Here is a 25,278-nt window from a genome sequence, read left to right as displayed (position 1 = left end):
CGTTCATCGTGGTGAACGTAGCGAGGGAACGGCGAGCGTGACAGGGCCATTCGACCCTGCGAGAGTCGAACCGCGGAGCGCGTCCTCGCGAGAACGACGCGACCACCAGTCGAACGACTTGGTAGAGGCAGGAGGGCAGATCTGTCGCCACCGGCTGAAAACTGACCCCCTATCACCGGTCGAAAACGCGTCTGGCACGTCTTTCGCTCTCCGGAGAAGGTGCCTGATGAGCAGTGTCCATGATGGTCGCTTCGATGGGAGTGACCTTCGACCCTGGCTGTGGGACTACCTCCGAGATGACAATCGAGATCCGCGCCGCCTCGAACAAGTCGGGCGGTCGTGGTACGTCCCCGTTACAGGAGGGCTCGAAGATGACCTCACCACTGAGCGGCATGGCCGGCTCCGAGCGGGCGATCCTTCTGGTGGCAGTCCGTGGTCTTGTTGCAGAGGCGCGATCCGAACGGTCCCTGTTGTCAGCGAGCTCGCCCGAGCGTCAGTTCTACCTCGGCGTCGAAGCCGCGGCTGAAGAGGTGCTGCATCTGGAGCTCGGGTCGTCGAGAGGGATGGATTGGCTCGACCGCCAGCCGTCTGCCTTCCGGGACGGATACCTGCGGACGTCAACTTTGCTCGCGAACGCAACGACGGCCGCCGATCCCCCGTTCCGTCTTCCGTTGCCCGACTCCCGGTTGGCGAGATAGCTCCTGCCGCGAGAAGTCCATTCCCGTGTCACATTCACCACGTTTCGAGCAGGTCCTCCGCAAGGACTCGGAACACGTCTCGCGACGACACGATTCCCACGAGGCTGTTGTCGTCTACGACCGCGACGTGGCGGATCCCTTCGTCGATGAGGCGCAGTGCCACTCCCATGACCGGCTCGCTCGCGCGGGCGGTCACGAGGTCCTCGGTCATGATGTCGGCCGACCACACGAGGTCCGGGTCGGCGTCGTCTGCGAGAGCTCGCGTGACGTCCCGCTCCGAGATGATCCCCAGCGACCCGTCAATCCGCTCGACGAGTGCAGCACCGATGTCTTCCTCGGTGAGCACCGCGGCCACTGCTCGCAACGTCAGTTTCTCCGCGATCGAGACCGGTGTGCCGCGCACCAAGCCTCCGATTGGATCGCGCGCGCCGACCATGCTCACACTTTGCTCTGGTCGTGTAACGCTTGCACCAGGGCGCGCAACACGTCTCGCTCCGAGATCACACCGATCAGTTCCTCGCCCTCGTTGACGGGGAGATGACGGACCTCGTTGGCCATCATGCGTGTGGCCACGCGCAGGATCGTTTCGTCCGGCTCCGCGTCTGCGAGTTCTGCCGTCATCACGTCCGCGGCCCGAGTCGTGTCGGGGTCCATGCCACGGGCGACGGCATGACTGATGTCGCGTTCCGACACCACACCGATCGTGTAGCTGTGCGGCGTCCCGAGTGGACGCTCGCGCCGGACCACGACTGCGCCGATCGACTCCTCGGCGAGGATTTGGGCCACTGCACGCAATGTCATCTGGGGATCTACGGCTACAGGGGCGCGCCGCAGCAATGTGCGAATTGCTTCGTTCTCGATCTTCACGTTTTCCACCTCGGTCCTCACGCGGAGAGGTGCGGGTTGGCGATCTCGGAGCCGACTACTCGAGCCAGCTTCTCGGTTGAAGGCGATCTCCGCGATCGTGTACCCGCGCGCAGCGCGTGTGACAGGGTCCAAGGTCCCGTTCGCGCGATGCGGCGGGATCGACGCGACGGCTGGTGGCGCGGCGAACCGTGGGGAACCATGAGCGACATGAGCGATCAATCGGCCAGAGGCGCAGGGCACCGCCTCGTGCCACATGTCGCCGATGTGATTCTGGAAGCGTGGGGGACGACGCGGGTCGCCTGTCTCGAAGAAGCGGCGCTCGGGCTGGTCGAGTCGTTCGCGGACATCGAAGACATCGAGCCGACCGACCGCATCCCGGTGTCGCTCCGCGCGGTCAGCGACGAGGATGTGCTCGTCTTGCTGCTCGAGGAGGTGATCTACGTCATCGAAGCGCTCGGCAAGGTTCCCCTGGGTGTGGATCTCGCCGAGCATGCGGACGGAAGTGTGGGAGGGTTCTTCGCGACGATCCCGTCGGAGCGCGTGGAAGCGATCGGAGCGCTCCCCAAGGGCGTGTCACGATCCGATTTGCTGTTCGAGCGGCGGAATGGACAGTGGCGTTGCCATGTGCTCGTGGACGTCTGATCCACCGAAGCCGGCAGCGTCCCCGAATGCCGGGGCAGGGATGGTCCTTCGACCCTTGGTCGTTCGCCCGGGTCGCGATTCAATGAGGTGGTGACCGTCGAGCTGGTCGAAGAGACGCCCGAGCGGTGGCGGATCGAGCGACGCGGGGCGATGCGCGTGCCGGGCATCGTGTTCGCGTCACGGGCCCTGCTGCCCGACGTCGCCGGCGACCGGTCGCTGGAGCAAGTTGTCAACGTCGCCACCCTTCCCGGGATCGTCGAGGCGTCCTACGCGATGCCGGACGTGCACTGGGGGTACGGGTTCCCGATCGGGGGAGTCGCGGCAACCGACGTCGAACGTGAGGGTGTGGTGTCTCCCGGCGGTGTCGGCTTCGACATCTCGTGCGGTGTGCGGCTGCTCGTCTCGGGTGTGCACCACGATGAGCTCGCTCCCGATCTCGGCCGGCTCATGGACGAGCTCGACCAGCATGTGCCCAGGGGGTTGGGCCCGGGAGCGGTGTGGCATCTCGCGAGTGAGGACGAGCTCCGCGAGCTACTCGTCGAAGGCGCCCGGTACGCGGTGATGCGTGGCTATGGAGTCGCTCGTGACCTCGAACGATGCGAAGACGGCGGCGCGCTCGCAGATGCGGCACCCGATGACGTCGGCGAGCGGGCGTTGGCGCGCGGCTTCGGTCAGGTCGGCAGCCTCGGCGCGGGGAACCACTTTCTGGAGGTGCAAACCGTCGATGCGATCTTCGACGCCGCGCTTGCCGAGGCATTCGGTCTACGACCGGGACTGGTATGTGTGATGATCCACTCGGGTTCGCGGGGGCTCGGCCACCAGATCTGCTCGGATCAAGTACGAGCGATGCTGCCGCGCATGGGCGCCTACGGGATCGACGTCCCCGATCGGCAGCTCGCCTGCGCGCCTGTCCGTTCGCCCGACGGGCGCGCGTATCTCGGTGCGATGGCAGCAGCCGCGAACTACGGGCGCGCGAACCGCCAGCTCCTCACCGAGGCGACCAGGCGCGCGTTCCAGCGCGCCGTCCAAGGTGCCGATCTCGAGCTCCTCTATGACGTGTCGCACAATCTCGCCAAGCTCGAATGGCACGAGGTCTCGGGTGAGCGTCGCCTCTTGTGCGTGCATCGCAGGGGAGCCACCCGCGCGCTCCCGCCCGGGCATTCTGACCTGCCGCCCGACCTGAGAGAGACCGGGCAACCGGTGTTGATCCCCGGCTCGATGGGCACGGCGTCATATGTGCTCGCAGGTGTCGCGGGCGGTGGAGCGTTCCACTCGACCTGTCATGGTGCGGGCCGGAGGATGAGCCGAACCGCGGCGCGGAAGCAGGTTCGTGGCGCGGCGCTCGCCGCCGAGCTCGAAGCGGCCGGGATCTCGGTTCGTTCCCACTCCCCACGGGCATTGGCCGAGGAAGCGCCGTTCTCCTACAAGAACGTCGACGAGGTCGTGCTCACGTGTGAACGCGCCGGCCTTGCCCGTCGTGTGGCGCGCCTGCGCCCGGTGGGGGTCGTCAAGGCCTGAGAGCTCCAGCGCGTCTCTCGCTGGTTCAGCTGGCGGTGTTCGTGGTGATCCCGGCGTCTTCACCTGCGGGTCGCCACGCCGTGCACGCTCGGTCGACGCGGCCGGCGACCTCGTCCGGCGATCCGTGCCCGTCGACCGTGGCCAGCACTCCGTGGCTTGCGTACCACGCCAGAATCGGCTTGGTCTACTGCTCGAAGAGCGCAAGGCGTCGCGCGATCGCCGGTCGCGTGTCGTCGTCGCGTCGGACCAAAGGACCCCCACAATCCGGACAGCGCGCCGGGTCGCTGCCGCCCGGCTCCTGCACTGCCCGACCACAATCGCCACACACGCGCCGCCGCAGCAGTCGTTCCAGCACCACGCGGGGATTCACGGCGAGGTTGATCGCGATGTCGATCTGTGATCCCAGCAGGAGCGCCAGTGCTTCTGCCTGCTCGACGGTGCGCGGAAAGCCGTCGAGGACAAAGCCGTGCGTTCGAACGTCGGCGCGAGCCAGCCGTTCCGCCACCACCCGAAGGACGAGTTCGTCGGTTACGAGGTCGCCCGCCTCCATGAGAGTCTTCACCGAGCGCCCGAGCTTCGTGTCCCGTGCAACCGCGTCGCGAAACAACGCACCCGTTGACAGGTGCGCCACACCGAAGAGCTCCGCGAGCCGTTCGCATTGCGTCCCCTTCCCCGATCCCTGGCGGCCCAGCATGACGATTCGGGTCGCGCGACCGAGATCGGCGTCCGAGGCCCAATCCGTACCTGCTGAAGCAGACAAGGAATGCTCCCTCGACAAGCCCAGTCGTCTTGGTGACGTCTGCGGCGTGCCGATTCTCGACTGCTGCCGGCACATTCCGCAAGAGACGAAAGTCCCGCGCGCGGCGATCGGCCGCACGGGTGAGAAACTCGGGAATACCGACGGCCTTCCGAGCGTCAACTGTGAGCTCGGCCCCGGACGAGTGCGCCTACCCTGCCCGGGCGTGCCCCGGGGCCGAGCTGCGCGACCGCGCGGGCGTGCCGGTCGAGCCGCAGGACCTTGGACTCTGGGCCGTGTGTCTGGTGCGGTTCAGAATGACGCGGGTTCAAGGGGTCGGTGGCAATCACCGTTCGAGAGGAAATGCGTGAACGCGTCGCGCGCGAACTGGACGCTTGATCACACCCGCAGCGGAAGCATTGCGGGGCGCGCTGATCGTCGACGTGATCTGACCGTGACGGTGAACGGGCATCCGTGAGTGGGGTGACGGCACCTCCTTGCCATCCCTGGCAGCTCGACACCGAGGAGGTCGCCCGCGCCCTCGGGACGGATCTCGCGCGTGGGCTCACCCAGGCGGAAGCTGGACGGAGACTCGAGGCCTCCGGTCGCAACGAGCTGGTCGAGCCCTCGCGCCGATCGCGACGGCAACTCTTTGCTCACCAGCTCGCCAACCCGATGACCATGGTGCTCATTGGGGCAGGGGTGGTGACGCTCGCGATCGGAGACTGGACCGGCACGCTCGTCATCGCGGTGATCGTGGTGCTCAATGCGGTCATCGGTTACCTGCAGGAGCACCGAGCTGAGCTCGCAACCGCCGCGCTGGCGCGGATCAGCACCGACACCTCGCGCACACTGCGCGACGGCGCGCTCCGCGACCAGGCGACGACGGAGCTGGTGCCGGGCGACGTCGTGGAGCTCATCACCGGGGACGTGATCCCGGCCGATGTCCGGCTTGCCGATGTGCGTGGGTTGCAGGTGAACGAGGCCGCGATGACGGGAGAGTCCGAACCCGTCGCCAAGCTCGCGGCAAGCCTCCCGCACGTGAGTCCGGGCGCTCTCGCGGCCCAGCACAACATGGGTTACCGAAAAAGCTCAGCGGACGTTGGCTGCCGTGAGCCCGTCGGCTCCCACCGAACCACGCTTCCCGCGCTAACCCGCGCAATTTCCCACCACGCTTCCGGGTCTTGTGATCGCGTCCGGGTGAAGGCGTACTGGTCAGGACAGCGCTGGAGTTCGCTGGATCGATCCACGCTGCCCGTGTGTGGCGGCCAGCTCCGTTGCCAATCGGTTGCCAGCGCGATCGGGGCTCACTCGACCGCGTGCGCCCCGCACAGGGACCGCCGTCCCTCAGAGCGCCGCGCGCCGGGCGCGCTTGTCGATCGCAACCACGAGGCTGGCGGCGGTGGCGAGCGCGAAGATCCGTAGCCATACGCTGCCAGCGATGGGTGCGGTCTGGAATGCTTCGTTCATGACCGGCAGGTAGGTGATGGCGAGCTGACCGATCGCCTGGAGTGCGATTCCACCGATGATCCATCGGTTCGAGAACACGCCGACACGCCACATCGACACGGTGAGCGACCGGCAGCTGAAGAGGTAGAACGCCTCGACCGCGACGAAGAGGTTGAGCGCCGCGGTCCGCGCCTCCGCGATCGGCGCGCCGTTGGCCCGCTCCCACTCGTAGAGCCACCAGGCACCACCGACGAGGAGCGCGGACACGAGCAGGATCCGGACGACGAGCCCACCCGTGAGCAGAGGCTTGTGCGGTTCGCGTGGCGGCCGCAGCATGATCCCCTCTTCCTTGGGCTCGAATGCAAGCATGAGACCGAGCGCGATCGCGGTGGTCATGTTGATCCACAGGATCTGTACGGGCAGGATCGGCAGCGCAGTGCCGAGCACGATGGCGACGAGGATCACGAGACCTTCGGCCATGTTGGTGGGCAGGGTCCACACGATGAACTTCGTGAGGTTGTCGAACACACCCCGGCCCTCTTCGACGGCTGCTTCGATCGTTGCGAAGTCGTCGTCGGTGAGCACCATGTCCGCGGCTTCCTTCGCGACCTCGGTGCCACCACGCCCCATGGCGATGCCGATGTCGGCCTGTTGCAGCGCGGGTGCGTCGTTGACACCGTCTCCGGTCATGGCCACGACGTGGCCGCGGGCTTGGAGCCCTTCGACGAGGCGGAGCTTTTGCTCGGGCGAGACCCGGGCGAACACAGACGCGCGCTCGACTGCCTCGGGGTAGGCCTCGGAGGAGAGCGCGGCGAGCTCGGCACCGATGAGCACGTCGCCGTCTCGACGTCGGTCGTCGAGCAGACCCAGCTGGGTCGCGATGGCGGTGGCGGTGACCGCATGGTCGCCGGTGATCATCTTCACGTCGATGCCGGCGCTGTGACACGAACGGACCGCGGCAATCGCGGCGGGTCGGGGGGGATCGAGCATCGCCTGCAACCCGGTGAACACGAGCGTGCCGGCGAACGATCCGTGCTCGAAGACCACGGGGTGGTCGGTCTGGCCCGCGGCCGTGGCGAGCACGCGGAGTCCCTGCTGAGCGAGCTCGTCGGCAGCGCGCGCGACGCGGTCGGCGTCGAGTGTCCGCGCGTGTCCGTCCGCCGCCATCTCGAATTCGCACAGCTCGAGCACGCGCTCGACAGCGCCCTTCACCAAGATGACCGACGAGCTGCCGTCCGCGGGTTGGTGCAGCGTCGCCATGTACTGGCGGTCCGAGCTGAACGGGTTGGCCGCCACCCTCGGGAGCGAAGCGCGAACCGAGTCTCGGTCCAGGCCCGCCTTCGCGGCGACGACCAGCATGGCTCCCTCGGTCGGGTCGCCGATGACCCGCCACGTTCCATCGGAAGGGTCCAGCCGGGCGTCGTTGCAGATCGCGCCGGCGAGTAGCGTCCAGCGCAGCGCGCCGTCGGCGTCCACCGTCGCCGGTCGACCGTGATGGAGCACGCCGCCTTCGGCGGCGTATCCCGATCCGGTCACCTCGAAGGAGTCATCGGGGGTCCACACGGCCCGCACCGTCATCTGGTTCTCGGTCAGGGTGCCGGTCTTGTCGGAGCAGACCACGGTCGTGCTGCCCAGGGTCTCCACCGCGGGGAGCCTGCGGACCACCGCTCGACGCCGGGCCATGCGGCTCACGCCGATGGCGAGCGTGATCGTGACCGCGGCCGGAAGCCCCTCGGGGATCGCGCCGACCGCCAACGCGACCGCGGCCGTGAACATCTCGCTCGCGCGCTCGCCCCGGAGCACACCGACTCCGAACGTGACCCCGGCCAACACGAGGATCGCCACAGTGAGCACCTTGCTGAACCACGTCAGCTTGCGTGTCAGCGGCGTCGCCAAGGTGTCCGCGGTGCCCACAAGGCGATGGATCTCACCGAGCTCGGTCTCCGCGCCCGTCGCTACCACCGCTCCTGTGCCCGAGCCGTGCGTGACGAGTGTCCCCGAGTACACCATGTTCCGCCGATCCGCGACCGGCGTCGCGGCCGGTAGCACCACCTCGTCTTTGACGACCGGCACCGACTCGCCCGTCAACGCCGACTCGTCGACCTGGAGCTCGCCGATCGCCAGAAGCCGCAGGTCCGCGGGGACCTTGTCGCCCGCCTCGATGAGCACCAGATCACCCGGCACCAGCTGCTCCGATGGCAGGCTCCTCACGCGGCCATCACGTCGCACCTTCGCGCTGGTCTGCACCATCGCTCGCAACGCATCCAGTGCGGCTTCGGCTCTCGATTCCTGGACGAACCCGACGGCCGCGTTCATCAGAACCACGCCGAAGATGACGGACGCATCCACCAGCTCGCCCAGGGCCAGCGTCACTATCCCGGCGCCGAGCAGCACGTAGATGAGCGGATGGTTGAACTGCCGGGCGAACCGAACCAGCGGCCCGGACGTCTTCGCCTGCGGCAGGAGGTTGGGTCCGAACCGTTGCAGCCGCCGCTCGGCGTCGTGGTCGCTCAACCCGCGCTGGGCGTCCGTCTCGAGCAGCAGCACGACCTCGTGGGTCGCCAGACCATGATGCGTGTTCTGCAAGGTGATCCCGACCATGGGATCAGCTCCTCAGGCGGCTTCCGGTAACGCGGGCCCGGCGAGCAGCACGGGCAAGCGCGACTCTCGCGCCAGCCGGCTCGCAACGCTGCCGAGTAGCGCTCGGCTTGCTCCGTGACCACGGCGTCCGGCGATGAGGACGTCGAACTCGTGCTCGAGCGCGTATCGCTGCAATGCCTCGGCCGGCACGCCCCCCAACAGGACAGTCTAGGGTCGCCGTCCACACCGGCGCGAGATCTCGACGCCGTCACGCTCGAGCTCACGTAACGCCTCGTCTCGCTCATCCCAGCGCACCGTGGACCCGAACGTGTCGTAGTCGAGCACCGCAGCCAGCGCGACCCGCCCGAGGCGCTCTGCGAACAGCTCGACCGCCGAGTACATCGCCGCAGTCGCTTCCGGCGACCCGTCGACCGCGATCAGCACGTCGATTGGCCCGGCACCTCGGTCGCCCGCCTCGATCACGCGCTCCGAAGGTGCATCGGACCGAACCGACGAGATCGCCAACGGGATGACCAGCGGCCCCAGCAGAGCCCCGAGAGCACCCCACGCGAACAGATGGTGGCCTCGACGCCGCATCACCACCGCGGCCACGAGACCGATCAGCGCCCAGACCGCCATAACGACAAGAAGCGCCTGTGTAGCGGACATGGCTCAAGTATTTCGCAGGGTTGCCCGACCCGGCAGAGCCGAAGGTCCCCGCGTGTCTTCTCGCATGTACCCACAAAGCTCCGCCCGCGGCCTACCGGAGATATCCAGCCGGCGGTTGCCGAAACGAGCACCCCCGGGACCGTGGACAGCAACCTGCTTGGAGGTGCTGACGTGGCGAGCCATCGTCACCGAGTTGGGTGTCAGCGCCAGTTGATGACGAGACGATCCTCGTCGATGTGCACAGCGGTGCCGAACGCACTGCACGCGCGTCGGAAACGGTCAGCGATCCACGCGGCGTCGTCGCCCGACGCGAGGCGGGTACGGCAGAAGTCGAGCGCGAGAGGAACGGCGTGGAGACGCTTCGGCCCGAGCTGGTCGAGTTCGACGAGAAAGAGCAGTCCGAGATCATTGCGCAGCAGCGGGTTGGTTGCGTAGTCGTCGAGGAAGTCACCCAGGTCGTACAACACCGTCCCGTCGACGCCTTGGAACACGTGCGCGGAATGTCCTGCGACGAGCGTCGCTCCCGCGTCGCGTAGCGCGCGTGCGGCACGCCGGACGTGCGGTACCGGATCGGCGACCATGTTCGGGCCCCAGTGCGGTGTCACGAGCACCCCGCCCGGGATCGACGAGGCGGCGATGTCGCTTGCCGCGCTCCTGACGGTGTCGAGCAGCCAGGCGGGGGCACGGTGTCGAAGGTCGACCCAGGCAACGCCGGGCCGCTCGACATCGGCGGCGAAGTCCGCGGGGTGGTCGGTGGCGGCGACAACGATGAGTCGGTACCCGCAGGCGTCGACTGATACCGGTGCGTGGGCGCGGGCTACATCGGGCCCGGCGCCCACCCAGGCGATGCCCGCGCGCGCGAGATGTGTGAACGTGTCGAGCAGCGCAGCGGGGCCGAAATCGAGGGCATGGTTGTTGGCGAGCGTGACGCAGTCGACACCCAGGAGGTCGAGCACCTCGACGGCGGCCGGCGGTGCGCGAAAGAAGAATGGCTTGCCGGGCGCAGGCCATGGTTCGCCACGATCGGAGATGCAGCATTCGAGGTTCAGGAGGAAGAGGTCTGCTTCGTGCGCGACCGCGACGACCTCGGGTGCGACGAGCGACCGGGGCCCGTCGGCTGCGAGCCGCTCTCCCACCAGCCGCCCGAGCATCGTGTCGCCGGCCAAACCGAGGATGACCACAGCTCGCGTACTCCGCCCGGGCCCGATCAGCCCTCGCCTCGGGTCCTCAGGCGAAGTATCTCGTCGAGGCTGGGCTCGACGTCTGCTTTGCCGACGAGCTCCTCGAGCTCGGCGTCGCGGTCCGTGCCCACGGCGGCTGTAGCGAATGCTTCGGTTTCGCCCTCCTCGGCGTCGATGATCTCCAGCGCCGCTTCGGTCAACGGGAGCTGCTCCGAGGTCTCGGTGGCGAGCATCTCCTCCGCCTCTTCGAAGTTCTCTTCGGCTTCGAACTCCGTGTGGAGCTTCTCGTCGGCGGCTTCCGCTTCGCCGAAGCGTGGGTCGAAGGGCTGCGTTGTCATGGCGTGCCGAGCTTCGATGCGTGGGACGAATCCAACGGCGCGAGGTGACGCGTGAACCAGTCTGCGGCGAGCGTGGCGACGGTCTCGAGGGTGCCGGGTTCCTCGAAGAGATGTGTCGCGCGCGGCACGATTTCGAGTCGATGCTCGCAGCGCAGGTGCCTCGCGGCCTCGCGGTTCAACTCGATGACGACGTCGTCGTGACCGCCCACAATGAGCAGGGTGGGTGCGCGTACGTCGCCGAGTCGCGGGATCGCGAGGTCGGGCCGTCCACCTCGTGAAACGACCGCCGCGATGGTCGATCCCGGTTCGGCGGCCGCCCAGAGCGCGGCGGCCGCCCCGGTGCTGGCGCCGAAGTACCCGATCGGTAGGGCGTCGACCTCGGTTGCGGCCCAGTGAGTCGCGCCGATGAGCCGATCGGCGAGCAGCTCGACGTCGAACACGTTGGCGCGTGTCAGTTCCTCGTGCGGAGAGAGCAGATCGAAGAGCAGCGTGCCGACACGCGCATCGTTCAGCGCCCGGGCGACGAATTGATTGCGAGGGCTGTGGCGGCTGCTGCCGCTGCCGTGCGCGAACAGGACCAGACCGACTGCACCGGCTGGCATGGTGAGATGCCCCGCAAGCACTGCGTCGTCCACACGGAAGCTCACCTCCTCGTCGCGCGGGTGCTCCGGCGGGTCCGCGACACCGCTCGCGGTCGTGGCATCCGCTACCGGGATCTCGGCCGCCTCGGCGAGCAGGGAGATCACGTGCTCGTCCGGGACCTGGGAGAAGTCTCCGTACCACTCACCGATTGCGAAGAACAGAGTGGGACTCTCCAAGCACACGACTTCGTCCGCGTGCGAGCGGAGCTCCTCGAGTGTGTCGGGTGGGGCGACCGGCACCGCGAGTACCACGCGCTTCGCGCCGTGCCCGCGGGCAACTTGCAGCGCGGCGCGCGCCGTGCCGCCGGTGGCGATGCCGTCGTCCACCACGATGACCGTCCGATCCGTGAGGTCGATTCGTGGGCGGCCGCCACGGAACCGTCGCGCGCGCGCTTCAACCTCTGCTCGCTCACGCGTCTCCACTCGCGCCAATTCCTCGGGTCCCACGCCGGCGATGCGCAACACATCCTCGTTCAGTACCCGCACGCCGTCCTCGCCGACCGCGCCCATCCCGAGCTCGGGCTGGAACGGGACCCCGAGCTTGCGTACCACGATCACATCGAGCGGGGCGTCGAGGGCGCGAGCCACCTCATAGGCAACCGGCACACCACCGCGCGGCAACCCGAGTACCACCGGATGCTCCTCCGCGAGCGGTGCGAGCCGAGCTGCGAGCCGCTGCCCCGCCTCTACGCGATCTCGAAACAGTCTCATCGAGCACCTCCGGTGCAGACCGAGCTCATATGGGGCCGATCGGTCCGCGGGTTTCCGAACCCGCGGTGCGCGCGACCTTGTCGAGCTGGCGCGTAAACAGGGTCAGTAGGTCATCGAGCGTGAGGATCCCGGTGACGAGGCCGTGCGCATCGAGCAGCGGAAGGCGGCGGAAACCGTGCTCGGCCATGCGCGTCGCTGCTTCGAACACGTCGACGTCCTCGGATGCCCACTCCACGTCACGCGTCATCACGGCTTCGACCACTGTGTCGGGACTGTGTCCCTTGGCGAAGCCGTGGACAACGAGGTCGCGATCGGTGACGATGCCACAGAGCTTTCCGTGACTGTCGAGCACGACGGCACAACCGACGTTCTCCTCGGCCATGAGCTTGCACACGGCCTCGAGGCTTGCGCTCCACCGGCACGACACCACACGCGACCTCACGAGCTCACGCATTCGTCCGTCCTCCTCGCCACCTGACTCCGAGTGTGCACCCGTGAACGGGTCTCGGCCAGGGACGGAAGTCCCATGTGCCCTCGAACCATAAGAAAGGAATCCGAAGTGGACATCCATTCCGTGACGATCGACAAGCCCGAAGGGCTCAACGTGATCCTCGGGCAGTCGCATTTCATCAAGACCCTCGAGGATCTCGACGAGGTACTGGCCGGGGCGTCGCCCCAGCTTCGCTTCGTCAGCGCCACGAGCTGCTCCGCCGCATCGGCTACAAGCTCTGATGCGCCGCCGGTCAGAACTCGCAGTGATATCCGGTGCATCCGCCGGTGAAGGCGAGGTCCACGCTGACAGGTCCGGGAGTCCCGTCGGCGCCTTCGGTGTAGGTCAACACCTGATCGGGGCGGCTGCCGTACCGGTAGACGGTGATTCCCTTTGTGCCGAGCCGCCACGCGTCGAGGAACAGGGCACGGACCGCGTCGACGGTGGCGTCGGAGGGAAGGTTGACGGTCTTCGAGACCGACGCGTCGACGTGGCGTTGCATGGCAGCCTGCATGCGGAGATGCCAACCAGGCGCGATGTCGAGCGCGGTGCCGAAGACCTGTTGGACGTCATGCGGGACGCGGGGTTGCTGTCGCACGCGGCCGGTGCGTTCGATGCTCGTGACCAGCTCGTCGGAGGAGAAGCCGCGGTCGCGAGCGACTCGTTCGAAGAGGGGGTTGGTCTCGACAAGATGATGCCCGAGGACGTTGCGGACATATGAGATCGCGAAGAACGGCTCGATGCCCGCGGTCGTGCCCGCGATGAGCGAGATCGTGCCGGTCGGTGCGATCGCGGTGAGCTGGGCATTGCGCAGTGGGACACCATCCGCGAACACGCTCTCCGCGAAGCGAGGAAACGGCCCTCGCTCGGTCGCCAGCATCGCGGAGGCGGATCGCGCGGCGGCGCGGATCTCACGAGCAACCCGGGCGGCGACACGCGGCGCCTCGTCGCTGTCGTAGGGGATGCCGAGCGCGGCCAGCAGCTCAGCGAGCCCCATCACGCCCAAGCCGACCTTGCGGGTTTGCCGGGCGCGGTCTGCGAGCACAGGCGTCGGGTAGTCGTTCACCTCGATGACGTCGTCGAGGAAGCGCACTGCCAACCCGACGACGGCACGCAAGCGTTCCCAGTCCACTCCACGTTCGCTGACAAGGCGCGCAAGATTCACGGATGCGAGGTTGCACGACTCGCCCGGCAGGAGCGGGACCTCGCCGCACGGGTTCGTCGCTTCGAGTCGCCCCATCGACGGCACGGGGTTCGCCCGGTTGATCCGGTCGAGGAACAACAACCCTGGTTCGCCGGTGCGCCACGCCTCCTCGGCGATGCGGTCGAAGAGCTCCCGTGCGGACACGTGCGCGACGGTTCGACCCGTTCTCGGGTTTACGAGGCGGTGGGTGCGGTCAGCTCTCACGGCCGAGAGGAATCTCGCGGTGACCCCTACCGACAGGTTGAAATGTGACAGCACCCCGGGCGTGGACTTCGCGGTGACGAAGTCGAAGATGTCGGGGTGGCTGACGTCGAGCACGGCCATGTTCGCGCCGCGCCGTCGTCCACTCATGCGGATGACCTCGGTGGCGACGTCGAAGACGCGGATGAACGGCACCGGTCCGCTCGACACTCCGTGCGTGGTCGTCACGACGTCGCCGGCGGGGCGCAGCCGCGAGAACGAGAATCCCGTCCCTGCTCCCGCCTGATGCAACAAGGCGGTGTCAGCCAGCGTCCCGAAGATCGACTCGAGTGAGTCCTCGAGCGGCAACACGAAGCACGCCGACAGGAGACCGATGCCCGTCCCCGCGTTCATCAGGGTCGGCGAGTTCGGGAGGAATTCGAGGCTCCGCAAGCTCCGAGCGAACTCCTCGGCCCAGCGACCCGACGAACCCGGGCGGTGCTGGTCTTCGGCAGCGGCGACGTGCCGAGCAACCCGATCCATCATCTCACCGGTCGACTCGATGATCCGGCCGCGTTCGTCACGGCGCAGATACCGCTCGCTCAGGACCGTGCGCGCGCCGGCCGTCAGCCCCAGCTCATCGCGCACGCTCGAATCATCCATGTCTTGTCTCACCGGCCGGTCTCTCGTCGAGAGGGTCAGGACGTTGGGACCATCGACCCTGGCGGCGTCCGCACGATTGGTCACACGATACGAAGCACGACCCGTGCGTCACAGCACGAAGGAGCGTGATTCCATGGCACAGTGCGAGGTCTGCCACAACGACTACGACAAGAGCTTCGAGGTGATCCTGGCAAGCGAGCGCCACGTGTTCGACAGCTTCGAGTGCGCCGTCCACGCGCTCGCGCCCTTGTGCGCGCACTGCGGGTGTCGCATCATCGGCCACGGAGTCGAAGCGAACAACCGGATGTTCTGCTGCGCGAGCTGCGCTGCTGCGAGCGGCGTGAGTGGCGCCCGTGATCGCGTCGAAGCCTGACAGTGACGCGTGCAAGCGCGGGATCGACGGGCTCACGCGTATGGCACGAGATCGTCGAGCGGCTTGTCGTTGTGAAGTCGGGTGATCGCATCCGCGAGTAGTCGATCGATGCTCACGATGTCGATCGGCAACGGGAGGTCCGCGGCCAACGGCAAGCTGTCGGTCACCACGAGATGTTCGACCGGCAGGTCGCGTAGGCGCTGGACTGCCGGCCCCACGAGCACCCCGTGCGTCGCCGCCACCAGGAGCGATGGATGAGCGCCCTGGTCGCGCACCGCCTGCGCTGCCGCGCAGATCGTGGCACCGGTGGTGATCATGTCGTCGACAATCACGGGAGTGCGGCCCGCGACGTCACCGACGACTTCCTCGACGCGGACCGTGCTTCCCGAGAGGCGGCGCTTCCGGACAATGACCGTCGGACGACCGAGCAGGGCGGCGTACCGCTCGGCGAGCTTGACTGCGCCGAGGTCTGGGGCGACGACGACGGCATCAAGAGGAAGGAGCGTCGCGAGCCCTGACGCCAGTAGGGGAGCGGCGCTCACTGCTTCGACCGGAATCCCGAAGAGGGCTTCGAGGCCGGCCGTGTGGGGGTCGACGGTGAGCACTCGGTCGGCCCGAACGGCCCCGATCAGATCGGCGACGACCCGCGCTGCCACGGGCTCCCCGGTTGCGCGGCGGCGATCCTGGCGTGCGTAGCCGAAGTACGGGATGACGAGAGTGATCCGCCCGGCACCGCCTCGCCAGCACGCGTCCACGAGCATGAGGAGCTCCACAAGGTGCTCGTCCACGGGCGGACCAGTGGATTGAACGACGTAGACGTCGTCGCCGCGGATCGGGTGACGCACCGCAACATGGCATTCACCGTCGGGAAAGCGCTCGATGATCGTCTCGGCAACGTCCGCCTCGAGCACCGCGGCAATGGCCGCCCCGAGTCTCGGAATCGCACTTCCAGGCACCAACGTGAGGTCCATCGCGTCCTCCGTGCTCGGGCTCGCCGCCGTCGATGACGGCCGCGGTGTCGGCGGCTGGGCCGAGTATCCCGCTGCTGGGGGGAAGTAGCAGCGTCATCTCGACCCAGCGCCTGCCCGCGGTGGCCTCGGCTCATCGAGCCTCCAGGCTGAAGCGCTACTCAACCGCTCAACCGCGACGACGACAGTGTGCAACGCGACCGCCGCGTCTCTCCAGGGTCCAAAGTCCCGATCGGCCCAGGGGACGAAGCAGGCCACAGGTTGAGCGCCTCGTAGAGCGACAACGGTCGGGCCGACAAACCAGCCATCATCGGGATGGTCGTCGCGTTCGAGCACGACGTCGCCCTCGGCGTGCGCGACCTCCACGTCGGGCTCCTCGATCACGAGCGGCGGCCGGAGATCGCCGACACGATCGGGTCTTTCGGCCGTAGCTGAGCCGACGATCGTGCCGCAGACTTGCTTTGTGACGGAGCGGAGGTTGTCATGGCCAACAACGAGCGCGACGGCAGCCACGACTATCGGCCGCCTGCCCGGCCGAGGTCTTCGGTCGCGCAGACGGCTGCGACGGATGCGATCGAAGCCGACGAGGAACTTCGCAATCTGACGGAGCCGGAACTGCTCGACGGGATCGAGCGATTGCGCCGCGAACGCGACGCGGTGATCCTCGCGCACAACTATCAGATCCCGGAGATCCAGGACCTCGCCGACTTCGTCGGCGACTCGCTGCAGCTCTCGCAGCAGGCCGCGGCCACCGAGAAGTCTCTCATCGCGTTCTGCGGGGTGCATTTCATGGCCGAGACCGCCGCGCTGCTGTGTCCCGACAAGCGGGTCCTCATCCCCGATCTCGAGGCGGGCTGCTCGCTCGCCGCGACCGCACCCGTCGAACAGGTGCAGGCGTGGAAGGCCGACCATCCCGGCGCGGTCGTGGTCGCCTACGTGAACACGGACGCGGCGGTGAAAGCCGAAGCGGACTACTGCTGCACGTCGACGAACGCGGTCAAGGTCGTCCGGTCGATCCCGGAAGATCGGGAGATCCTGTTCCTGCCCGACATGTTTCTCGGGCTCTACATCGAGCACATGGCGGGTCGGAAGCTGCACCTGTGGCTCGGCGAATGCCACGTGCACGCGGGGATTCGGAGCGAGGACGTCACCTCGCTGATGGATGCGCATCCCGATGCAGACCTTCTCTTGCATCCGGAGTGTGGGTGCGTGAGCCAGTGCATGTTCGCAGTCGCCGAAGGCGAGCTCCCTGCCGATCGTACTTTCATCCTCAGCACGGGGGGCATGGTGAAGCACGCTCGCGAGTGCTCCGCGCCGATCGATCTCGTCGGCACCGAAGTCGGCATGCTGCACCGACTGCGCAAGGAAGCGCCCGACAAGACCTTCATCCCGCTCAAGGACGACGCCATCTGCGAGTACATGAAGACGATCACGCTGCCCAAGCTCTACCGGACGCTGCGTGACGACGTGTACGAGGTGACCGTGCCCGAGCCCACCGCAAGCCGTGCCCGGCTCGCGATCGAACGCATGATGGCCATCACCTGAGCCGTTCGCTCCGAGACCCGGACGCGGACCCGGACGCGGGTGGCCGAACGCGCGCCAGACCTCACCGTTCGGGCGGTGTCAGCTGCTCGGCATCAGTCCCCGTGAGCCCAGTTCCGTACGGATCCGGGTCCTTGTGCCCTGGGCAAGCGCTGCGGCGTGGCAGACGATTCGTCGGAGAACGGAGGCAAACGATGCATGCAGAAGTGGGTGACGAGCTGGTTGTCGACAGCAACGAGGTGGGTGTCCCGCCTCGGCGTGCGACGATCCTCGAGGTACGGGGTGCACCGGGTGAGGAGCACTATCTGGTCCGCTGGTCCGACGGCCACGAGTCGGTCTTCTTCCCGAGCAGTAGCGCGCATGCGGTCCACCCGGCCGGCCCCGGCGCCGGGTGAGGCCGACCGCGGGATTGGGAGGACATCTGGAACCATGGCCCAGTTTGAGTTCAGCGAGCTGTGAGGAGCACGGCAACCGCTACCAGGCACAGCGCCGCGCAGACACCGATGAACAGAAGTCGGCGCCGAGGCGAGAGATGCTCATCGCGACCGCCATCGACAATGCTCATGGGTGGTCCCCATAGACCGCCGGAGTGCTGCGTGACCCCCGCGCTGCGCCGGTACGTCCCTTTGACCTTGGCCAAGCGCCTACGGACCCTTGCGTTTCATCCCTGCGGAGCCCACAGCCCTTGAATGGTAGGCCGAAGCTCTCAGTCGAGAAGCTCCGCGAGCTGCGTGAGCGACCACAGCGCACGCGCGATCCCTGCCGCCATCGCGCGCGTGGTGCGGTTCGCCGGCACGCCTCGACCTCAGTCAGGCGCCCGTTCACCAACTCAGCGAGCGTGGGGCACGATCACAACCGGGCATCCGGCGTGCTGCGCGACCTGCTGACTCACCGAACCCAGGAGCAGGCCCGCGAAACCGCCCCGCCCGCGGGAACCGACGACGACCAGGTCGGCGGTCTTCGCGATCTCGAGCAGTGCCCAGGCCGGTGATCCCCGCACGACCACCTTTGTGATCGGAGCCGCGAGACCCGTGACCGGGACTGCGGCGATCTCCTCGTCGAGGAGGGCGCGCGCGCCCTCTTCGTACGGTGCCGGATCGATGGCGACGGGACCGCCGAAGCCGACGTGCATGGGGAGGTCCCACGCGTGCACCGCCTCGACGCCGGCCTGCCGTAGTTGGGCCTCTTCCACGGCCCAGCTCAAGGCACGCCGGGCGTTCTCCGACCCGTCGACCCCGACCACGATTCGCTGCATTCCTGTTTCCTCCCGCTGTCGCTGCTCGTCGAGCACTGGTACGTCCGGCACACGTGCATTCTGTCTCGACGCGACTCGCACCGGTTCTCGACAAGGACTTCCGCCCCTACCCCTCGGAGCACCGGCCCGCGAGCATGTTGATCCGATGACCGCCGCATCGAACGGATCGGATCAGCCGCCTGCTCCTTCGCGGCAGCCGTCCTCGTCGTCCGAAGGCAACCGGCACCACGGTCGGTCGAAGCCGTGGCGCGTGGAGGGAATGCCCGAGGATCACGACGAGGGCGAGGACGGGCACCGGCGGCCCCACTGGAAAGAGGTCCTGCGCCGCCTGTGGTTGCCCCTGATCCTTCTGCTCATCGTGAACTGGCTCATCGTGTCGTGGCTCGTCGGCGGCGGCACGACACCCCGGACGACGGTCTCCTACTCCTTCTTCCACCAGCAGGTGGTTGCGCACAACGTGTCGGAGGTCACCACCACCGGTGACTCGATCACCGGCACGTTCGAGCACAAGGTCCCCTACCCGGCGAAGAGCAAGTCCGCCACCAAGGTGACGGACTTCGAGACCGAGCGTCCCGCGTTCTCCAACGACCGTCTCGTGCAACAGCTCTTGGACAGCGGGGTGAAGGTCACGGCCGAGCCGCCCTCGACCGGATCCTCGTGGACCGCGATCGTGTTCGCCTTCGCACCGACGCTGTTGATCATCGGCCTGCTCGTGTGGTTCTTCCGTCGCGGGATGGCGGCGGCGGGCGCCGGGCTCGGCGGCTTCGGGCGCTCACGCGCGCGCCTGTACGAGCCGGAAACGAGCCGCCGGACGACCTTCGAAGACGTTGCCGGAATCGACGAGGTGAAGGCCGAAGTCATGGAGATCGTCGAGTTCCTCAGGGATCCGGATCGGTTCCGCCGGCTCGGCGCGCAGATCCCCCGGGGTGTGCTCCTCACCGGTGCTCCGGGTACCGGGAAGACGCTGCTCGCTCGGGCCGTCGCGGGCGAAGCGGCGGTACCGTTCCTGTCGATCTCCGCGTCGGAGTTCATCGAGATGATCGTCGGCGTCGGCGCGAGCCGGGTGCGCGACCTCTTCGAGCAGGCAAAGAAGGTCGCACCGTCGATCATCTTCATCGACGAGCTCGACGCGATCGGCCGGGCTCGTGGCGGGGCGATCAACTTCAGCGGGCACGACGAGCGCGAGCAGACGCTCAACCAGATCCTCACCGAGATGGACGGATTCACCGGCAACGAGGGTGTGGTCGTGCTGGCTGCCACCAACCGGCCCGAGATCCTCGACCCGGCCCTCCTCCGGGCGGGGAGGTTCGACCGACGCATCGTCGTGAACCCACCCGACCGCGAAGGCCGGCGACGCATCCTCGAGGTGCACACTCGCGATGTTCCGCTGGCCGCCTCGGTATCGCTCGACCGCGTTGCGTCCACGACGTCCGGCATGGTCGGTGCCGAACTCAAGAACCTCGTCAACGAGGCCGCCCTGCTGGCTGCCCGGCTCCATCACGAGAAGGTCGAGAGCGCCGACTTCGCCGACGCACTCGAACGGATCGTGCTCGGGACCGCACGCAAGATCATGATCTCGCCCGAGGAGAAGAGACGGACCGCGTACCACGAGTCGGGTCACGCGCTGCTCGGCATGCTGACAACCGGGGCCGACCCGGTACGCAAAGTCTCGATCATCCCGCGCGGCCAGGCGCTCGGCGCGACTTTGCAGACTCCCGAAGCTGATCGGTACGGATACTCGGCGAGCTACTTGCGCGGTCGGATCACCGGCGCGCTCGGCGGGCGGGCCGCAGAGGAACTCGTCTTCGACGACTTCACCACCGGCGCCGAGGCCGACCTGGACATCGTGACCGCGATCGCCCGCCAGATGGTCGGGCGCTGGGGCATGTCGCCGGCGATCGGTCCCGTCAGCATGCTTCCGCCGCCCGGGCAGGAGCAGTTCGTCTTCGACGGCAACGGTCCTGCACCGGCCACGCGCGAGATCGTCGACGTCGAGGTCCGCCGCATCATCGACGAGTGCTACACGGATGCGATCGAGACGCTCCGCGCCCACCGAGAGAATCTCGACCGGCTCGCCGAACGCCTCCTCGACGCGGAGACGCTCGAAGAGGCCGAAGCCTACGATGCCGCCGGCCTGCCGCGGGCCGCGCACGACCAACGCGACCAGGTCAGGTCTTCGGTGAACCACCGCCCGTCCTGAAGCTCGCTCGGACCGCCCTGGCGCGGTTGTCGCGGTGATCCGAAGTGGGCGTACCACCGAGACGAGGGACCGTCTTGGAGGTGCGCGGCGAGCCCGGTCACGAGCACTACGTCGTGCGCTGGGACGATGGTCACGAGTCGGTCTTCTACCCGGCCGGCACCGCCCACTCGAGTCCCCGACCTTCAGGACCGTCGCGTCACGCCGTCTCCGGTCGCCGAGACCCAAGCTCCGCGCAATCACGACAGACGCGGAGCTTCGGGTCGGCGAGCTGCGCCCGATCCTTTCGGAGATAGCAGCGAGAGCACACGAACTCATCCGGTGCTCCGGGCGCGGTGGGGCGCTGCAGCGCCGCCAGGGCGGCGCCTTCCTCATCGAACTCCTCGTAGCGCGTCTCGAGGTCGTGACCGGCGAGAACCGTGCGCGGAAGGGTGGCCTCGAGCGTCGTCTCCAGCTCCTCCACCTCCTCGACCTCCTCGACCTCGTCGGGCTGCGGGAGCTCCAAGCCGTCTTCGGGGATCTCGAGAAGATCGGCCGGGGGCTCGGTCTCGGTCAGTGGATGCACGTGCAGAATTTCGTCGAGCGGCTCGCCGGGAGACGGCTCACCCGGCGCCCAGCCCTTCTCCGTGGCGTCGATCTCTTCCCCGTCGCCCAGCAGCTCGATCTCCTCGGGCCGTTCGCGGCCAGACGTCGCGAGGTCGTCGGGTGGGTCTGGCGGTGTTGTTCGACTCATCACTCACCTCCAACGGGTCGCAGTCAACGTACGAAACGGAGCAACCGCGTGGGAGAGGCAAAGGTCCCTCGACGCATGATGGGACTTCGGCCTCTGCTCTCGCGCGGTGTGGCGGTGCATGCTGCCGGGACGAGCGTCGGGGACGAGCTGATGACCGAGAAGTCGGCCGGTGACGGAGGCTCTACATGGCCAGTCTTGGTGTTGCGATCGTTCGTCAGTATCAGCGGGGTGTCGTGTTTCGGCTGGGCAAGATCCGCAACGTCCGTGATCCGGGGATGCGGTTCATGATTCCGCTGGTGGATCGGATGCAGAAGGTGACGCTGAGGACCGTGACCAAGCCGATCCAGTCTCAGCAGATCATCACGAAAGACAACGTGTCGATCGGGGTGGCCGCGGTTGCTTACTACCGGCGGGTCGATCCGGTGAAGTCCATTGTCGAGATCGAGAACGTGGAGGTGGCGATCGATCAGATCGCGCAGACGACTGTGCGCAACGTGGTCGGGCGTTCGAGTCTCGATCAGGTGCTCAGCCAGACAGAGACGCTCAACGAGTCGATCAAGAACATCTTGGATGTGACGAGCGAACGTTGGGGAGTCTTCGTGCAGTTGGTGGAACTCAAAGATATCGAGCTGCCGGAGTCGATGAAACGGGCGATGGCTCGAGAGGCTGAGGCGGAACGCGAGAAGCGCGCCAAGATCATCGCCGCGGAAGGTGAGGCGCTCAGCGTCGGCAAGCTGGCGGAAGCAGCCGACGTCATCTTGGCTCACCCGATCGCCCTGCAGCTGCGCAATCTGCAGGTGCTGGCCGAGATCGCGATCGAGAAGAACTCGACGATCATCTTCCCCGCCCAATTCCTCGACAGTCTGCGCGCCCTCTCCCAGTTCATAGGAGGCGAGCGTGCGAGCGTGCCGGGACGCGTACCTCTCGACGAGACCCAACCCTCAGCATCCCAAGGAGGGGCCGACACCGAGGATCTCGGCAACAAGGGCCGCTCCGAGGTATCCGACACGTAGCCGACGCTCGACGAGGTGGGGGATAATGATGCGGGCGTGAAACAGCCCGAGCTCGACTACCAACCGACGATGCCGGTGGTCGTCCGGCGCGCGGCCGAGTTGTTCGGCGACCGTCCGTACATCGTCACCGACGAGGAGACGACGACCTTCGTCGACCTCGAACGACGGTCCCGGCAGCTGGCGAAGCGGCTCCTCGCCGTGGGCGTCGGCAAGGGGACCCGGGTGGGAATGCACGTCCCGGTCGGCAACGACTGGGTCGTCGCCTGGGCCGCGGCGGCGCGGATCGGCGCGCTGGTGATGCCGTTCAGCACGCTCTATGCCCCGGGCGAGTTGGGTCGCGCGCTGCGGATGGGCGACATCCACCTGCTGCTGGCACCGAGCGTGATGTTCGGCCGCGATCACGCCGAGTTCCTCGAGCGCTCGATACCGGGACTGGCGTCGAGCGAGGCCGGCTCGCTGTTCCTTCCCAAGGTGCCGTATCTGCGGTCGGTCATGTTGCTGGGGGACCGCACGCGCGCGTGGGCGACGCCGGCCGACGGCGAGTCATCCGAGCCTTTGGTGCGCGTCTCCGACGACCTGCTCGGCGCGGTCGAGGACGAGGTCGTCCCCGCCGACGAGATGGTGGTGATCTTCACGTCCGGTTCCACGAGCGAACCCAAGGCGGTCGTGCACACCCAGGGAGCAGTCTTCCGCAAGACCTCGCTGCCGACCCCGGGCATACCACCGCCCGGTGGTTGTGTGTTCGTCGGGCAGCCGTTCTTCTGGGTGGGCGGGCTCCAAAATCTCGGATCTGCGATCCAGAGCGGCGCCACGATCGTGTGTCAGCCGAGGCCCGATCCCGCGGCCGCACTGGCGCTCATCGAGCGCACGCGCGCCACCATGGTCATCGCGTGGGCGAACACCACGCAGCGGCTCCGCGCCGATCCGTCGTTCGCGACGCGCGACCTGAGCGCGATCCCGCAGCTCACGATGCCTGCCGGCGATCCGGAACTCCGTCACAACTCGCTCGGGATGACCGAGACGGTCGGTCCGCACACAGGTTTCGCGCGTCCCGGCGCGTCACCGGAGGAGCTGGCTACGCCGCTTCCGGAACGGCTGCGTGGATCATGGGGCGCGCCGCTGCCGTTCATCGGGCACAAGATCGTCGATCCGGTGTCCGGTGACGACCTCGCCGACGGCGAGGAGGGCGAGATCTGCGTGCGCGGGTACTGCCTGATGACGCGGATCTACAAGCGCGAGCGTCACGAGGTGTTCGACCGCGACGGCTGGTATCACACCGGCGACCGCGGTTTCTTCCGCGACGGTTATCTGTTCTTCACCGGGCGTCTCACCGAGATGATCAAGACGCACGGCGCGAACGTGTCTCCCCGCGAGGTGGAGCTCGTGCTCGAGGCGCAGCCCGACGTCGCGCAGGCGTTCGTCATGGGCGTGCCCGACGCCGACCGCGGCGAACAGGTGGCGGCCGCCATCGTGCCGGCCGGGCCGGCGGCGCTCGACGTCGACGATCTGCGGCGTCGCCTCGCGGCCGAGCTGTCGTCGTACAAGGTGCCGCGCCAGTTCGTGTTGCTGCGCGACGAGGAGGTGCCGTGGCTCGCGAGCGGGAAGCCCGACCGCCTCTCGATCCGCGACATCCTCACACGGGCGAGCGACGCGTCGTGAGCAGTACCGAGCGGCCGAGCGGCGCGCGCATGTGCAGCGGGGGGGAGCGCTAAAGTAGCGCTATGGCGACGATCCAAGTCCGCAACGTCCCGGAGGCCGTCCATCGCATCTACGCGGCCCGGGCGGCGGCTGCCGGGATGAGCCTGCAGGAGTACGTGCGGTCCGAGCTTGTTCGCAACGCGAGCCTGCGTACTCCCGCCGAGCTGGTGGCCGAGGTGGAGGAGCGACTGCAGGCGGAGGGTGACGAGGGATTCTCGCAGGTGTCGTCTGCCGACCTGGTGCGCGCCGACCGCGAATCGCATTGACACCGGGACGACGTTGACGGTTCTCGACGCGTCGGTCCTCGTCGACGCGCTGGTCGGCGTCGGGAAACCGGGAGAGTCCGCGCGGGCAGAGCTCCGCGAGCAGACGATCATCGAGGTGCCTGCGATCTTCGGAGCGGAGGCGACCTCAGCGTTGCGGGGGCTCGTGCTCCGCGGCGTGCTCAGCCCCGACCGCGCGGTGGTCGCTCTGCACCAGGTCCAGAGCGCGAGGACGATCCAATATTCGTTCGAGCCGTTCGCTGATCGCCTGTGGGAGCTGCGGGAGAACCTGACCGTGTACGACGCCTGGTACGTGGCGCTCGCGGAATGGCTCGACACCGAATTCGTCACTGCCGACGAACGCTTGGCGGCCGCGTCCGGACCGCGCTGCTCGGTGCGCTGGGTGGGAGCCAGTCGTCCTCCGTGACCCGAGCACGTCGACGGTGTGATCGGCGACTGATCCGGCCCGTTGTTGTCAATCGGCCAGGGCGACCGCGTCGCGGACCGCCATGTGCATCGCCGCCGACGGCGCGGCGAACTCGTCGGTGGGCGCAGAGACCGAGACATCGATCACGACGTTCTCGTACTGGCCAAAGATGGCGTGGCGACTGAAGTGCGATGTCGCGGTGGGCCTGGTGTACGTAATGGAAGGATCCGTAACCCCGCGCC

At 67.6% G+C, this 25,278-nt stretch carries 26 protein-coding genes and 2 pseudogenes; 14 read left to right on the top strand and 14 right to left on the bottom strand.

Annotated elements, in window-relative coordinates:
• Positions 1-296: 296 nt before the first annotated feature.
• Entirely contained in the window at positions 297-698 is a 402-nt protein-coding gene (locus WD271_15935; protein ID MEX1009310.1) for a hypothetical protein, read from the top strand.
• Between the two features lie 34 nt (positions 699-732).
• On the opposite strand, the gene WD271_15930 is transcribed toward WD271_15935, so the two are convergent.
• Both WD271_15930 and WD271_15925 read right to left on the bottom strand, forming a co-directional pair.
• Positions 733-1,134, bottom strand: a complete 402-nt coding sequence (locus WD271_15930; protein ID MEX1009309.1) for a CBS domain-containing protein — start codon at positions 1,132-1,134, stop codon at positions 733-735.
• Between the two features lie 2 nt (positions 1,135-1,136).
• Entirely contained in the window at positions 1,137-1,565 is a 429-nt protein-coding gene (locus WD271_15925; protein ID MEX1009308.1) for a CBS domain-containing protein, read from the bottom strand.
• A 207-nt stretch (positions 1,566-1,772) separates the two neighbouring features.
• Here WD271_15925 and WD271_15920 point away from each other — a divergent pair, with 207 nt between their 5' ends.
• Together WD271_15920 and WD271_15915 are read left to right on the top strand one after the other, a co-directional pair.
• Positions 1,773-2,207: an archease gene (locus WD271_15920; GenBank protein MEX1009307.1), complete on the top strand. Its 435-nt coding sequence runs from the start codon at positions 1,773-1,775 to the stop codon at positions 2,205-2,207.
• Between the two features lie 90 nt (positions 2,208-2,297).
• Positions 2,298-3,725 carry an RtcB family protein gene (locus tag WD271_15915; protein MEX1009306.1) on the top strand — a complete coding sequence of 476 codons (1,428 nt, stop codon included), beginning with the start codon at positions 2,298-2,300 and terminating at the stop codon, positions 3,723-3,725.
• Between the two features lie 184 nt (positions 3,726-3,909).
• On the opposite strand, the gene WD271_15910 is transcribed toward WD271_15915, so the two are convergent.
• Entirely contained in the window at positions 3,910-4,485 is a 576-nt protein-coding gene (locus tag WD271_15910; GenBank protein MEX1009305.1) for a nucleoside monophosphate kinase, read from the bottom strand.
• Between the two features lie 459 nt (positions 4,486-4,944).
• Here WD271_15910 and WD271_15905 point away from each other — a divergent pair, with 459 nt between their 5' ends.
• Entirely contained in the window at positions 4,945-5,886 is a 942-nt protein-coding gene (locus WD271_15905; GenBank protein ID MEX1009304.1) for a cation-transporting P-type ATPase, read from the top strand.
• On the opposite strand, the gene WD271_15900 is transcribed toward WD271_15905, so the two are convergent.
• From WD271_15900 to WD271_15870, 7 genes are all read right to left on the bottom strand, one after another.
• Positions 5,809-8,511, bottom strand: a complete 2,703-nt coding sequence (locus WD271_15900; protein MEX1009303.1) for a cation-transporting P-type ATPase — start codon at positions 8,509-8,511, stop codon at positions 5,809-5,811. The genes WD271_15905 and WD271_15900 overlap by 78 nt on opposite strands.
• Positions 8,512-8,523: 12 nt before the next feature.
• Positions 8,524-8,709 (bottom strand): universal stress protein, encoded by a 186-nt coding sequence (locus WD271_15895; GenBank protein ID MEX1009302.1) that lies wholly within the window; start codon positions 8,707-8,709, stop codon positions 8,524-8,526.
• 9 nt (positions 8,710-8,718) lie between these two features.
• Positions 8,719-9,159: a universal stress protein gene (locus tag WD271_15890; protein ID MEX1009301.1), complete on the bottom strand. Its 441-nt coding sequence runs from the start codon at positions 9,157-9,159 to the stop codon at positions 8,719-8,721.
• A 200-nt stretch (positions 9,160-9,359) separates the two neighbouring features.
• The gene (locus WD271_15885) at positions 9,360-10,340 is read right to left on the bottom strand and encodes a CapA family protein (GenBank protein MEX1009300.1); all 981 of its coding nucleotides are present in this window, start codon (positions 10,338-10,340) and stop codon (positions 9,360-9,362) included.
• A 26-nt stretch (positions 10,341-10,366) separates the two neighbouring features.
• Entirely contained in the window at positions 10,367-10,678 is a 312-nt protein-coding gene (locus WD271_15880) for a hypothetical protein (protein MEX1009299.1), read from the bottom strand.
• Positions 10,675-12,030 (bottom strand): phosphoribosyltransferase, encoded by a 1,356-nt coding sequence (locus WD271_15875; protein ID MEX1009298.1) that lies wholly within the window; start codon positions 12,028-12,030, stop codon positions 10,675-10,677. Before WD271_15875 ends, WD271_15880 begins: the two co-directional genes overlap by 4 nt.
• A gap of 25 nt (positions 12,031-12,055) precedes the next feature.
• On the bottom strand, positions 12,056-12,484 hold the full coding sequence (locus WD271_15870; GenBank protein ID MEX1009297.1) for a CBS domain-containing protein: 429 nt from the start codon (positions 12,482-12,484) through the stop codon (positions 12,056-12,058).
• Positions 12,485-12,589: 105 nt separating this feature from the next.
• Between WD271_15870 and WD271_15865 the strand changes: the two are divergent.
• Positions 12,590-12,718: pseudogene (locus WD271_15865) on the top strand (adenosine-specific kinase).
• 55 nt (positions 12,719-12,773) lie between these two features.
• Here the strand turns inward: WD271_15865 and WD271_15860 are convergent.
• Positions 12,774-14,552 (bottom strand): annotated as a pseudogene (locus tag WD271_15860) (adenosylcobalamin-dependent ribonucleoside-diphosphate reductase).
• A 148-nt stretch (positions 14,553-14,700) separates the two neighbouring features.
• Here WD271_15860 and WD271_15855 point away from each other — a divergent pair.
• On the top strand, positions 14,701-14,940 hold the full coding sequence (locus WD271_15855) for a hypothetical protein (GenBank protein MEX1009296.1): 240 nt from the start codon (positions 14,701-14,703) through the stop codon (positions 14,938-14,940).
• 32 nt (positions 14,941-14,972) lie between these two features.
• Here WD271_15855 and WD271_15850 read toward each other — a convergent pair whose 3' ends face one another.
• On the bottom strand, positions 14,973-15,911 hold the full coding sequence (locus WD271_15850) for a ribose-phosphate pyrophosphokinase (GenBank protein MEX1009295.1): 939 nt from the start codon (positions 15,909-15,911) through the stop codon (positions 14,973-14,975).
• A gap of 480 nt (positions 15,912-16,391) precedes the next feature.
• Here WD271_15850 and nadA point away from each other — a divergent pair, with 480 nt between their 5' ends.
• Positions 16,392-17,453 (top strand): quinolinate synthase NadA, encoded by a 1,062-nt coding sequence (gene nadA / locus WD271_15845; GenBank protein ID MEX1009294.1) that lies wholly within the window; start codon positions 16,392-16,394, stop codon positions 17,451-17,453.
• Between the two features lie 191 nt (positions 17,454-17,644).
• Positions 17,645-17,845 (top strand): DUF1918 domain-containing protein, encoded by a 201-nt coding sequence (locus WD271_15840; GenBank protein MEX1009293.1) that lies wholly within the window; start codon positions 17,645-17,647, stop codon positions 17,843-17,845.
• A gap of 434 nt (positions 17,846-18,279) precedes the next feature.
• Here WD271_15840 and WD271_15835 read toward each other — a convergent pair whose 3' ends face one another.
• A complete protein-coding gene (locus WD271_15835) occupies positions 18,280-18,756 on the bottom strand; it encodes a universal stress protein (GenBank protein MEX1009292.1) in 477 nt (158 codons plus the stop codon).
• Positions 18,757-18,850: 94 nt separating this feature from the next.
• Here WD271_15835 and ftsH point away from each other — a divergent pair, with 94 nt between their 5' ends.
• Both ftsH and WD271_15825 read left to right on the top strand, forming a co-directional pair.
• Positions 18,851-20,905 carry an ATP-dependent zinc metalloprotease FtsH gene (ftsH, locus tag WD271_15830; protein MEX1009291.1) on the top strand — a complete coding sequence of 685 codons (2,055 nt, stop codon included), beginning with the start codon at positions 18,851-18,853 and terminating at the stop codon, positions 20,903-20,905.
• A gap of 44 nt (positions 20,906-20,949) precedes the next feature.
• On the top strand, positions 20,950-21,198 hold the full coding sequence (locus WD271_15825) for a DUF1918 domain-containing protein (protein ID MEX1009290.1): 249 nt from the start codon (positions 20,950-20,952) through the stop codon (positions 21,196-21,198).
• Here the strand turns inward: WD271_15825 and WD271_15820 are convergent.
• The gene (locus WD271_15820; GenBank protein ID MEX1009289.1) at positions 21,102-21,635 is read right to left on the bottom strand and encodes a DUF4193 family protein; all 534 of its coding nucleotides are present in this window, start codon (positions 21,633-21,635) and stop codon (positions 21,102-21,104) included. The genes WD271_15825 and WD271_15820 overlap by 97 nt on opposite strands.
• Positions 21,636-21,820: 185 nt before the next feature.
• On the opposite strand from WD271_15820, the gene WD271_15815 reads away from it, so the two are divergent.
• The 4 genes from WD271_15815 to WD271_15800 all read left to right on the top strand — a co-directional run bounded on the left by WD271_15815 (position 21,821) and on the right by WD271_15800 (position 25,036).
• A complete protein-coding gene (locus tag WD271_15815) occupies positions 21,821-22,648 on the top strand; it encodes a slipin family protein (protein ID MEX1009288.1) in 828 nt (275 codons plus the stop codon).
• 36 nt (positions 22,649-22,684) lie between these two features.
• Positions 22,685-24,307, top strand: coding sequence for a fatty acid--CoA ligase family protein (locus WD271_15810; protein MEX1009287.1), 1,623 nt, complete (start codon positions 22,685-22,687; stop codon positions 24,305-24,307).
• Between the two features lie 62 nt (positions 24,308-24,369).
• Positions 24,370-24,612: a hypothetical protein gene (locus WD271_15805; protein ID MEX1009286.1), complete on the top strand. Its 243-nt coding sequence runs from the start codon at positions 24,370-24,372 to the stop codon at positions 24,610-24,612.
• A 13-nt stretch (positions 24,613-24,625) separates the two neighbouring features.
• Complete coding sequence (locus WD271_15800) at positions 24,626-25,036, top strand: type II toxin-antitoxin system VapC family toxin (protein MEX1009285.1); 411 nt, start codon at positions 24,626-24,628, stop codon at positions 25,034-25,036.
• The last annotated feature ends 242 nt before the right edge of the window (positions 25,037-25,278 follow it).

The sequence above is a fragment of the Acidimicrobiia bacterium genome, assembly GCA_040880805.1.
Classification (GTDB): Bacteria; Actinomycetota; Acidimicrobiia; order IMCC26256; family DASPTH01; genus DASPTH01.
Note: the sequence above shows the minus strand (reverse complement) of the source record. Positions and strands in the feature narration are given on the sequence as shown.

Coding starts and splice junctions, on each gene's coding strand:
- WD271_15935 (MEX1009310.1), top strand. CDS start 297: ATGACAATCGAGATCCGCGCCGCCTCGAACAAGTCGGGCGGTCGTGGT.
- WD271_15815 (MEX1009288.1), top strand. CDS start 21,821: ATGGCCAGTCTTGGTGTTGCGATCGTTCGTCAGTATCAGCGGGGTGTC.
- WD271_15875 (MEX1009298.1), bottom strand. CDS start 12,030: ATGAGACTGTTTCGAGATCGCGTAGAGGCGGGGCAGCGGCTCGCAGCT.
- WD271_15820 (MEX1009289.1), bottom strand. CDS start 21,635: ATGAGTCGAACAACACCGCCAGACCCACCCGACGACCTCGCGACGTCT.
- WD271_15850 (MEX1009295.1), bottom strand. CDS start 15,911: ATGGACCTCACGTTGGTGCCTGGAAGTGCGATTCCGAGACTCGGGGCG.
- WD271_15870 (MEX1009297.1), bottom strand. CDS start 12,484: ATGCGTGAGCTCGTGAGGTCGCGTGTGGTGTCGTGCCGGTGGAGCGCA.
- WD271_15930 (MEX1009309.1), bottom strand. CDS start 1,134: ATGGTCGGCGCGCGCGATCCAATCGGAGGCTTGGTGCGCGGCACACCG.
- ftsH (MEX1009291.1), top strand. CDS start 18,851: ATGACCGCCGCATCGAACGGATCGGATCAGCCGCCTGCTCCTTCGCGG.
- nadA (MEX1009294.1), top strand. CDS start 16,392: ATGGCCAACAACGAGCGCGACGGCAGCCACGACTATCGGCCGCCTGCC.
- WD271_15920 (MEX1009307.1), top strand. CDS start 1,773: ATGAGCGATCAATCGGCCAGAGGCGCAGGGCACCGCCTCGTGCCACAT.
- WD271_15805 (MEX1009286.1), top strand. CDS start 24,370: ATGGCGACGATCCAAGTCCGCAACGTCCCGGAGGCCGTCCATCGCATC.
- WD271_15855 (MEX1009296.1), top strand. CDS start 14,701: ATGGCACAGTGCGAGGTCTGCCACAACGACTACGACAAGAGCTTCGAG.
- WD271_15900 (MEX1009303.1), bottom strand. CDS start 8,511: ATGGTCGGGATCACCTTGCAGAACACGCATCATGGTCTGGCGACCCAC.
- WD271_15890 (MEX1009301.1), bottom strand. CDS start 9,159: ATGTCCGCTACACAGGCGCTTCTTGTCGTTATGGCGGTCTGGGCGCTG.
- WD271_15880 (MEX1009299.1), bottom strand. CDS start 10,678: ATGACAACGCAGCCCTTCGACCCACGCTTCGGCGAAGCGGAAGCCGCC.
- WD271_15840 (MEX1009293.1), top strand. CDS start 17,645: ATGCATGCAGAAGTGGGTGACGAGCTGGTTGTCGACAGCAACGAGGTG.